The sequence below is a fragment of the Streptomyces sp. NPDC038280 genome (assembly GCF_055600045.1).
In genome coordinates this window covers 144453-154844 of record NZ_JBVJYZ010000017.1, presented here as the reverse complement: position 1 = coordinate 154844, position 10392 = coordinate 144453, and the positions used below count along the sequence as shown (strand labels likewise).

The following is a 10392-nucleotide window of genomic DNA, read 5'->3' as shown; positions in this document are numbered from 1 at the left end:
TCGTAGCCGGAGTCCAGCAGGCCCATCCAGCGGTCCAGGCGCAGGATGTTGTCGTCACCGACGTCGGACGGGCCGGCTTCCAGGACGCAGACGGTGACGGACGGGTCCTCGCTGAGCCGCGCGGCCACCACATTCCCGGCCGTCCCGCCGCCGACAACGACATAGTCGAACTCCTCCGTGGCGCCGGCGGCAGCGGTCGTCGACACGGTCGGGGTGGTCTCAGTGCTGTGCGTGGACATGGGTCTCCGGCTCACTCTCGTTGTCCGTTCCGGTGACGGTGACGGTGCTGGGGGTGGACAGGGGGGCGGTGTCGGTGGCGGCGTGGTCGGCCAGGACACCCGTGCGGTGGCGCTGGACGAACCAGTAGTAGGCGAAGCCGCCGAGCATCACGACGCCCACGAAGAGGAAGGCTCCCCAGCGCAGGTACCAGTGGTAGGGGGCGGCGGCGTTGTACACCTCGGCGCGCGGCCAGGCGAGGTTGAAGGTCATGAAGCCGCCCCACACCACGGCGACGATGTTGACGGGCAGACCCCAGCGGCCCAGCGAGAACTTGCCGTCCCCGGCCGGCTTCCATGTGCCGCGCACGCGGGCGACGAGCATCGGCAGGGTCACCAGCAGATAGGCGACGTAGATCATGATGATGCCGATGCTGGTGACGACGGAGAAGATCTGGGGCTGACGGATGTTCACCAGCAGGATGCCCAGGGCGAGTACGCCGACGATGACGGCGGGCAGCACCGGGGTGTGGAAGCGCGGGCTGACCTTCGCCATCAGGGACGCGGCCGGCAGGTTGTTGTCGCGGGACATCGCGAACGCGAGCCGGATGGCGGCGGTGTGCACGGCCAGCGCACACACGGTCACCGCGATCAGCACGCACCACAGCATCAGCTTGCCGCCGGTGTCGCCGAGCACGTCGAGGACCACGTACTGCAGTCCGTCGCTGGTGATGCCCTTGCCGTCGAGGCTGCTGACGCTCATCAGCGCGAGGATGAGGATGAGGCCGCCGAGGACGAACGAGGCGAGGAGCGCCCGCAGGATGGCGCGCGGCGCGTTCCGGGACGGGTCGACGGACTCCTCGCCGAGGGACGCCGCGGTGTCGAAGCCGTACATGACGTACGCGGAGGCCAGGGCCGCGGTGAGGAACGCGCCCATGTAGCCGAACTGCCCGCCGCCGCCATGGCCGTGGGTGTCGAGTACGACATCGGGCCCGCGGACCACGTTCACCGCGAAGAGCACGATGAGGACGACGGTGGCGATCAGTTCGAGGAAGACACCGGCGGTGTTGATCCTCGCCATGAGCTTCACACCGAACGCGTTGACCAGCGTGGTGAACAGGATCAGCACCGCGGCCAGGACGACCGCGTTGGTCGCCACGTCGTAGGTGCCGGTGCCGTCGCCGACGATCTGGAAGGCCTTGGAGATCTGCGGCAGGGTCGCCTGGTAGGCGAGGGCCACGGCCGCGATCGACACGATCGAGGCGATCAGCATCATCCAGCCGGCCAGCCAGCCGACATGCGGTCCGCCGAGCTTCTTGGCCCAGTTGTAGACCGATCCGGCGACCGGGTAGCGGGCGGCGAGTTCGGCGAAGCAGAGCGCGACCATCAGCTGGCCGACGAACACGAGGGGCCAGGACCACCAGTAGGCGGGCCCACCGAAGCCGAAGCCGAAATAGAAGAGCTGGAAGGTGCCGGTGAGGATCGAGATGTAGCTGATGCCCGCGGCGAAGGTGTGGAAGTTGCCGAGGGTGCGTTTCAGCTCAGGTCTGTAACCGAACTCATGGAGCTCGGCATCATCTTTTGTCATGGTCATGACTAGCCTCCGGGTGTGCGGGAAGGAAGGCGGGGCGCGCGGTGCGCCGATCAGGTGGGCAAGGACGCGGGGCAGTGCGGCGGGGCAGGCGGGCGGCCGAGTGGGCCGAGGGTCAGCCCGCGAACCAGTGCTGGGGCTCGGGGGCGGTGTTCCGCCAGACGTGCTTCGTCTCCTGGTACTCGGCCAGCCCCGCGGGCCCGAGTTCGCGGCCCGTACCGGACTGCTTGTAGCCACCCCATTCGGCTTGGGGGACGTACGGGTGGAAGTCGTTGATCCACACGGTGCCCAGGCGCAACCCGGCGGCGACCCGCCGGGCCCTCGCCTCGTCAGTGGTCCAGACGGCTCCGGCCAGCCCGTAGACGGTGTCGTTCGCCAGCCTCACGGCCTCGTCCTCGTCGGCGAAGCGCTCCACGGTGAGCACCGGGCCGAAGGACTCCTCCCGTACGACTGTCATGTCGTGGCGGCACTCGTCCAGGACGGTCGGCGGGTAGAAGTGACCGTTCGCGAGTGCGGGGTCGTCGGGGCGCGCGCCGCCGCAGCGCAGGACGGCGCCCTCGGCGACACCGGCCGCGACATAGGACTCGACCTTGCCGAGGTGCGCGGCCGAGATCAGCGGCCCGGTCTCGGCCTTCTCGTCGAACGGGCCGCCCAGCCGGATGAGTTGGGCACGCCGGACCACCTCGTCGACGAACCGGTCGTGCAGCGGGTCCTCGACGAGCAGCCGGGCACCCGCCGAACAGACCTGACCGGAGTGCAGGAAGACAGCGGTGAGCGCCATGTCGACGGCCGTGTCGAAGTCGGCGTCCGCGAAGACGATGTTGGGGTTCTTGCCCCCGAGCTCCAGCGCGACCTTCTTCACCGTGGGAGCGGCCGCGGCCATGATGCCCCGGCCCGTCCGCAGCCCGCCGGTGAAGGAGACCAGATCGACGCCGGGGTGCTCGGAGAGCGGCGCGCCGGCCTCCGGGCCCGCGCCCAGGACCAGGTTGGCGACCCCGTCGGGCAGGCCGGCCTCCTGGAGCAGCTTCATCAGATGGATGGCGGTGTGCGGGGTCAGCTCGCTGGGCTTGAGAACGAAGGTGTTTCCCGCGCCGATCGCCGGGGCGACCTTCCACGCGGTCTGGAGCAGGGGGTAGTTCCACGGCGTGATGAGTCCGCAGACGCCGACCGGCTCGCGCACCACGCGGCTGTCGACGGCGGGGTTGCCGGTGTCGACGACCCGCCCGCTCTCCTGGGCGGCGACGAGCGTGCCGAAGTAGCGGAAGCAGTTGGCGATGTCGTCCATGTCGTACGCGGACTCGACCAGGCGCTTGCCGGTGTCGAGCGACTCGGCGCGCGCGAGCAGGTCCTTGTCGCGTACGAGCAGGTCGGCGACGCGCAGCAGCAGCGCGCCGCGCTCGGCCGGGCCGGTCCGCGGCCAGGGGCCGTGGTCGAAGGCCTCACGGGCGGCGGTGATCGCGGCGACGGTGTCCTGCGGGCCGGCTTCGTCGACGGTGGCCACGAGAGAACTGTCGGCAGGGCACCGGATCTCACGGGTCCGCCCGTCGACGGCGGCGATCCACTGGCCGCCGATGAATAGCTCGGGCATGGTTCGGATCCTCCGGTGATGTCGGGACTGGGCTCCTGGGGCCTGCCCCTCATTTCCGGCAGCATTCCAAAATGGTGACGGGAAGTGACGACCGTCACGTCCGGTGATCGCCGCGGGTCAGAGGGCCCCGCAGCGACGGTGAACCCGTTCCTCTCGGCTCCCGGCGGCGCGTCAGCCGAGAAGGGGAAGCCGGTCGAGCCTGTCCAGCAGGCCGCCGATGAGACCGTAAGACGGGGCCGGTGACGGCGAGGCCGACGGGGACGGCGAGGTCGACGGAGACGGGGCCGGCGACGGGCGGGACGGCGAGGACGGGGCGGACCCCCCGCCGGCCGTGCCTCCACCGTCGCCCCCTGGGGCCGCTGGTCCGGGCGAGTGCGCCGGCGCCGGCTCTCCGGAGAGGTGGGGCGGCGCGGTCTGCTGTGCGCCGGCTCCGGGCGGGGCGGGCGCGAGCCGGACGGGGCCGGCGACCCCCGTGCGTGGATCGGCGACGCCCGGGCGTGGATCGGCGCCGAGCAGGGGCGCCGGCCGCGGGGACGCGGTCGGGGGCAAGGCGGTGTATCCGGGTCCGCTGTCGGCGCGTTGACCCCGTCCCGTCGCGGGGGCCGAGGCGTTCGTGGCGTCGGGCAGCGGAGTGTGCCGGATCTCCGGCACCGCCCGCACCCGGGTCGCGGGACCCTCGTCCGCCGACTGGAGGACGAGGGCCAGGGCGCCGACGACGCCCATGGCGGTGGTGGCGTACATCAGGGTGAAACGACCACCGGTCGCGCGGTGTTGCTGCCTGTGCTTGCCCATGAGGTCGCTCCTGAGGCCGTGTCGACTCGCCGAGACAGTCAATCCGGTCAGCGGGCCGAAGGTGACGGCTGATTCCGAGTCGTTACGTTACGTGCCGAAGCTGCTACAGCGCGGTGTGCTCCAGCCGGGACCGCTCGGCGCCGGATTGCGGGGTCCAGGCGAGGATCGGGGCTTAAGGCAAGCTCAAAGAAAAGTCGTGTCAGGGCTGTTGACCCTTGGAGGGCGAGGCGGGCAAGGTTCGGAGAGCGCTCTCCCGACCTGGCTCTCCCACCCGTCTTCGAGGGGACTTCGCCATGCCCGCACTCGCCGTACCCCCGGCGCCACCGCCACGCAGACGATCCGGAGCCACCCTTCGCGGCCTCGCAGGGGCGGTGGTCACGGCCCTGGTCGCCGCCCTGCTGTCACTGGTCCAAGCCCCCGCGGCACAGGCCGCGCCCGTGCTCCTCTCGCAGGGCAAGCCGGTGACGGCGTCCAGTCAGGAGCACTACGGCACGCCCGCGGCCGACGCGGTCGACGGCAACACCGGCACCCGCTGGTCGAGCGCCGCATCCGACCCGCAGTGGCTGCGGGTGGACCTCGGTGCCCCCGCCGCGCTCAGTCAGGTCGTGCTGCGCTGGGAGACCGCCCACGCCAAGGCGTACCGCATCGAACTGTCGGCGAACGGCACCGACTGGACGACGGCGTACGCGACCACCACCGGGGCCGGCGGCACGGAGACGCTGAACATCTCCGGCACCGCCCGCTACGTTCGCGTCTACGGCACCGCCCGTGCCACCGGATACGGCTACTCGCTCTGGGAGTTCCAGGTGTACGGCACCACCGGCGACGGAGGCACACCGCTGCCCGGCGGCGGCGATCTCGGCCCGAACGTCCACGTCTTCGACCCGTCCACACCCGACATCCAGGGCAAGCTCGACGAGGTGTTCAAGCAGCAGGAGTCGGCGCAGTTCGGCTCGGGGCGGCACGCGCTTCTCTTCAAGCCGGGCACGTACAACAACATCAACGCACAGATCGGCTTCTACACGCAGATCGCGGGTCTGGGCCTCAGGCCCGACGACACCATGTTCAACGGGGACGTGACCGTGGACGCCGGCTGGTTCAACGGCAACGCGACGCAGAACTTCTGGCGGTCCGCGGAGAACCTGGCGCTCAACCCGGTGAGCGGAACCAACCGTTGGGCGGTCTCCCAGGCGGCCTCCTTCCGCCGTATGCACGTCAAGGGCGGGCTGAACCTCGCGCCGACGGGCTACGGCTGGGCCAGCGGCGGGTACATCGCCGACAGCAAGATCGACGGCACGGTCGGACCGTACTCGCAGCAGCAGTGGTACACCCGCGACAGCAGCGTCGGCGGCTGGACCAACGGCGTGTGGAACATGACCTTCTCGGGCGTCGAGGGCGCTCCGGCCGGCAGCTTCCCCGAGCCGCCCTACACCACGCTCGCCACCACCCCGATCTCCCGCGAGAAGCCCTTCCTCTACCTCGACGGCAACGAGTACAACGTCTTCACTCCCGCCAAGCGCACGAACGCACGCGGCACGACATGGGCGAACGGCACCCCGCAGGGCGAGACGGTCCCACTGAGCAGGTTCTACGTCGTGAAGCCGGGCGCCACCGCGGCCACCATCAACGCCGCGCTCGCCCAGGGCCTGCACCTGCTGTTCACGCCGGGCGTCTATCACGTCGACCGGACGATCACCGTCGAGAGGGCGAACACGATCGTGCTCGGCCTGGGTCTCGCGACCATCGTTCCGGACAACGGGGTGACGGCCCTGAAGGTCGCCGACGTCGACGGCGTCAAGCTCGCCGGACTGCTCATCGACGCGGGTCCGGTGAACTCGACGGCTCTACTGGAGATCGGTCCCGAGGGCGCCTCCGCCGACCACGCCGCCAACCCGACCACCGTCCAGGACGTCTACCTCCGGATCGGCGGCGCGGGCGCCGGCAAGGCCACCACGAGCATGGTCGTCAACAGCGACGACACCATCGTCGACCACACCTGGGTGTGGCGCGCCGACCACGGCGAGGGCGTCGGATGGGAGACCAACCGCGCCGACTACGGCGTGCGGGTCAACGGTGACGACGTCCTCGCCACCGGCCTGTTCGTCGAGCACTTCAACAAGTACGACGTCGAGTGGTACGGCGAGCGCGGCCGGACGGTCTTCTTCCAGAATGAGAAGGCCTACGACGCGCCCGACCAGGCAGCCATCCAGAACGGGACCACCAAGGGGTACGCCGCCTACCGGGTCGACGACTCGGTGAACGTCCACGAGGCCTGGGGCCTGGGCAGTTACTGCTACTACAACGTGGACCCGGCCATCCGGCAGGCCCACGGCTTCAAGGTGCCGGTGAAGCCCGAGGTGAAGCTGCACAGCCTCCTCGTGGTCTCCCTCGGCGGCAACGGCCACTACGACCACGTCGTCAACGACACCGGATCACCCACCTCGGGTACGTCGACGACCCCCTCCACCGTCGCCTCGTACCCCTGACCCCCTGAACCCCCTGACCCGGCGGTCAGTCCGTGCAGCCGGCGACCACGCTGGGAGCGCAGTTGGTCGGGACGTTGTCCACGACGGGCGTTGCTGTCAGCGAGACGGTGCCACCGTCGTTGAAGATGCCGCCCGGCGCACTGTCGGCGAAGTTGTTGGTCACCGAGCTGTTCCGGATCGTGAAGGACGACGCGGCGTCGGCGGCGATGCCGCCGCCCTGCCCGTGCACCGCACGGTTGGCGAAGACGGTGGTCCGCTCGAGGGTCAGCGTGCTGCCCCTGCTGTTGATGCCGCCGCCCGCCTGGCCCGAGTCGGCGCTGGTGTTACCGCGGACGAGGGTGTCCGTGACCGTGCCCGTGAGGTCGAAAGCGAGAAGGCCGCCGCCGTCGTCGCCCGACGCGTTGTCGGTGACCCGGCTACTGCTGAGAGTCAGACCGACGCGGGCGTCCATCCCGCCGCCGCTGTCGCGGGCGGTGTTGCCCGTGATGGTGGTGTTGGAGATGTTCGCGGTGCCGAACGAGGCGATGCCACCCCCATTGGTCGTGGAGATGTTGAAGCTCACGGTGCTGTTGCGGACGGTGAGCGTGCCACCCGCGTTGTTGACGGCCCCGCCGATTCCTGCCGCACCTGAGACGTTCCGGGTCAACTCGACGGTGTTCAGGGTCAGCGTGCCAGCGCCGTTGCGGATGGCTCCGCCGCCGGCGGAGTCGGATCGGCCGTCGCGAACCGTGAGGTTGTTCAGGGTGAGGCGGCCGTTGGGGCCGGCCACCTCGAGGATGCGGAAGGTGGCCGCGGACTGGCGGCGGATGGTGCTGTTGTTGCCGAAGACGATGATCTCGCTGGTGACGATCGGGAGGCCGTTGCCGGGGTTGTCGGGGGCAGTCAGGGTGTACGTGCAGCCGACGGAGAGGAAGAGGATCGCCGGGCCGGGGGTCGTGTTGGCCTGTGTGATGGCGTTGCGGAGAGCTGTGGGGCTACAGGCGACGAACTGCTGGGCGTGGGCGGGGCTGGGGAGGGCGACGGCCGTCGCGACGGCTGCTGCTGCTGCCGCTGCCGTGAGGACTCCGAGTCTGGGCATGGCGGCCAAACTAGGCAAGAACACTGAACGCACTGGGCAACCCGGCGGGACTCGCCGGGCGGGGTCCCCCATGGGAACCAGAGCCGCGGGGAATGGGCTTTGGACCAGCCACGTGACGACGGGCGCGCCCCGCCCGTTCGGCCCTGTCACCCCTCGCGAGGTGAACCTGCCTCACCGGCGGTCTGGGCCGTCTGTCGGGGCGGTCGGTTCGCCGGTTTCTCCTCCGCTTGGTTGCTTCGCGGAGCCTTTCTTCGATCCTGTACAGGCTGGGTCCCGAAGCTGGTAGGCGAGCGCGCCTCGGCCGTGCCAATGCCCGAGCAGTTGGGCGGACGGGTAATCCTCCGATGCCGCGACCAGAGTCACCGCTCACCCGTGTGAAAACTCCGCAGGTCACTCCATATAGGACGGCCTCCGTCCTATATGGAGGGCATGCTTCCGCTAGGACTTCTCGCGGCGGGCTGTGTGCCCCTGAGGAGTTCCAGCCCTCTGTTCGCATCCCCTCTTCAAGGAGTGATCCCTGATGAAGCCTCCTGCCATCTCTCCGTGCCTGGGAGTCTCCGACACCCAGGCGACCGTCGACTTCTACGAGAAGCTCGGCTTCACCGCCCTGCCTGCCGGCAACGACCCGGACGACGACCTGCGCATCCTGCTCTTCGAGGGTGAGTTCGCGCTGATGGTCTACCGCGACGAGCACCTGCGCGGCTGGCTGCCCGTCCTCAAGGACACCCCGGTCGGTGCGTTCGGCATGTTCTACCTCGCCGTGGACGACTTCGACGCCTACGTCGAGCGCATCCGCCCCCTGGTCACCGTCCAGAAGGACGTCATGGAGCACCAGGGGCAGAAGCTCTTCTACTTCACCGACCCCAACGGCTACGTCATCGCCGTCACCCAGAGGCAGACCTGGTGACCGCCATGGGGGAGGAGACCAGCACCGCTGCAGGTGTCGTGAAGTGCGCAGCCTTCTGGGGACACGACGGAAAGGCCCTCGCCGCCTTCTACGCCGCCGCCCTGGGCTGGAAGGTCACCCAGACCTTCGGTGACACCGCCGCCATGATCAGCGATGGCACCACCACGTACGTCTTCTACACCGCCGAGTCCTTCAAGGCACCGGACTGGCCCGCGGACGAGCTCGTCTTCCACCTCGATCTGGCCTTCGCCGACGTGGAGGCCGCCGAACGGCGACTCATCGGCCTCGGCGCCACCAAGCCCGCCCACCAGCCCGGCGGCAAGCACTGGACGGTGCTGCTCGACCCCTCCGGCCAGCCCTTCTGCATCAGCGCCGCCGGCAAGAACGGGTGACACACCCATCCGGTCCGCTACCGGCTCCGCGCAGGCCGCAGCGGCAGCGGATCCAGACGGGGATCGACACATCGGGGTACGGACCCTGCTCCCGTCATCAACTTTGAGCGAATGAGGAACGACCCGCATGAACCACGACGAAGGTAAGCCGCTGGCGGGGAAGGTGGCGCTGGTCACCGGGGCGAGCCGCGGTGGAGCGAGGGCGATCGCCGTCGAGCTCGGCCGGGCCGGGGCCACCGTCTGCGTGACCGGCCGCACCACCCGCGGCAAGGCGGGCGAGTCGGGCCGCCCGGCTGAGACCGTCGAGGACACCGCCGAGCTGGTCACCGCAGCCGGCGGCGAGGGTATCCCCGCCGTGGTCGATCACCTCCAGGCAGAGCAGGTGCAGGCGCTGGCCGAGCGCATCGACCGGGAACAAGGCCGACTGGACATCCTCGTCAACGCCATCTGGGGCGCGGAGCACCTCGTCGAGCGCGGCAAGAAGATGTGGGACTGCGACCTCGACAACGGCCTGCGCATGCTCCGGCTCGGCATCGAGACCTACTACGTCACCAGCCACTACCTCCTGCCCCTGCTGATCCGCCGGCCAGGCGGACTGGTGGTGGAGCTCACCGACGGCACCGAGGAGTTCAACCACGCGCACTACCGCGCCCCGTTCGCCTTCGACCTCGCCAAGTTCGCCCCCTTCCGGATGACGTGGGCGATGTCCGAGGAGCTGAAGGAGTACGGCTGTACGGCACTGGGTCTGGCCCCGGGCTGGATGCGCACCGAGGCGATGCTCGACGCGTTCCACATCACAGAGGAGAACTGGCGCGACGGCTGCAAGGTGGACCCCACGTTCGCAATCTCCGAGACTCCCGTCTTCACCGCCCGCGCCGTCACCGCGCTCGCCACCGACCCGGACATGGCCCGCTTCACCGGCGGCTCCCTGTCCGTCGGCACACTGGCCGAGCAGTACGGCTTCACCGACGCCGACGGATCTGCCCCCGACTCCGTCCGCTACTTCCAGGACTACATGCGGACCGGACAGGCACCCAACCCCGACGACTACCGCTGACCGGGCCCCCTCCAGAACCCGGCCGGACGAAGGACATCACCATGACTCCCGACGACGACACGGTGCCCGACGAAGGGCTGCGCTGCGGCTTCCCCTCCCAGAGCGCCCGGGAACTGGCGATCACCATCATCTCCGCCCTGGAAGGTGCCGAAGTCACCGCCCAGGTCAACCGCAGCGAGGAACCGCTGCGCGTGGCGGGCCGGCAACTCGCCCGCCTTGTGCGCTCGTACGAGGTCTAGCCACCGCTAGCAAGCGGCAGACCTTGACCGGGGAAACAGGGCCTGGT

8 protein-coding genes and 2 pseudogenes are annotated in these 10392 nt (G+C 69.7%); 5 read left to right on the top strand and 5 right to left on the bottom strand.

The window, feature by feature from the left end:
• The 4 genes and pseudogenes from ACZ7J0_RS27975 to ACZ7J0_RS27960 all read right to left on the bottom strand — a co-directional run.
• Nucleotides 1–239: pseudogene (locus ACZ7J0_RS27975) on the bottom strand (hypothetical protein); the annotation flags it as partial.
• A complete protein-coding gene (locus ACZ7J0_RS27970; RefSeq protein WP_470891883.1) occupies nucleotides 220–1803 on the bottom strand; it encodes an APC family permease in 1584 nt (527 codons plus the stop codon). The gene ACZ7J0_RS27970 and the pseudogene ACZ7J0_RS27975, both read right to left, overlap by 20 nt.
• A gap of 118 nt (nucleotides 1804–1921) precedes the next feature.
• Complete coding sequence (locus ACZ7J0_RS27965) at nucleotides 1922–3394, bottom strand: aldehyde dehydrogenase family protein (RefSeq protein ID WP_470891881.1); 1473 nt, start codon at nucleotides 3392–3394, stop codon at nucleotides 1922–1924.
• Nucleotides 3395–3565: 171 nt separating this feature from the next.
• On the bottom strand, nucleotides 3566–4186 hold the full coding sequence (locus ACZ7J0_RS27960; protein WP_470891879.1) for a hypothetical protein: 621 nt from the start codon (nucleotides 4184–4186) through the stop codon (nucleotides 3566–3568).
• A gap of 293 nt (nucleotides 4187–4479) precedes the next feature.
• Here ACZ7J0_RS27960 and ACZ7J0_RS27955 point away from each other — a divergent pair, with 293 nt between their 5' ends.
• Complete coding sequence (locus tag ACZ7J0_RS27955; RefSeq protein ID WP_470891877.1) at nucleotides 4480–6672, top strand: discoidin domain-containing protein; 2193 nt, start codon at nucleotides 4480–4482, stop codon at nucleotides 6670–6672.
• Between the two features lie 25 nt (nucleotides 6673–6697).
• On the opposite strand, the gene ACZ7J0_RS27950 is transcribed toward ACZ7J0_RS27955, so the two are convergent.
• Nucleotides 6698–7750, bottom strand: coding sequence for a hypothetical protein (locus ACZ7J0_RS27950; RefSeq protein WP_470891875.1), 1053 nt, complete (start codon nucleotides 7748–7750; stop codon nucleotides 6698–6700).
• Nucleotides 7751–8270: 520 nt separating this feature from the next.
• Between ACZ7J0_RS27950 and ACZ7J0_RS27945 the strand changes: the two genes are divergently transcribed.
• From ACZ7J0_RS27945 to ACZ7J0_RS27930, 4 genes and pseudogenes are all read left to right on the top strand, one after another.
• Entirely contained in the window at nucleotides 8271–8657 is a 387-nt protein-coding gene (locus tag ACZ7J0_RS27945) for a VOC family protein (RefSeq protein ID WP_470891873.1), read from the top strand.
• 5 nt (nucleotides 8658–8662) lie between these two features.
• A complete protein-coding gene (locus ACZ7J0_RS27940; protein ID WP_470891897.1) occupies nucleotides 8663–9049 on the top strand; it encodes a VOC family protein in 387 nt (128 codons plus the stop codon).
• Between the two features lie 127 nt (nucleotides 9050–9176).
• A complete protein-coding gene (locus tag ACZ7J0_RS27935; RefSeq protein WP_470891871.1) occupies nucleotides 9177–10106 on the top strand; it encodes an SDR family oxidoreductase in 930 nt (309 codons plus the stop codon).
• Between the two features lie 68 nt (nucleotides 10107–10174).
• Nucleotides 10175–10345: pseudogene (locus ACZ7J0_RS27930) on the top strand (LmrA/YxaF family transcription factor); the annotation flags it as partial.
• Between the last annotated feature and the right edge of the window lie 47 nt (nucleotides 10346–10392).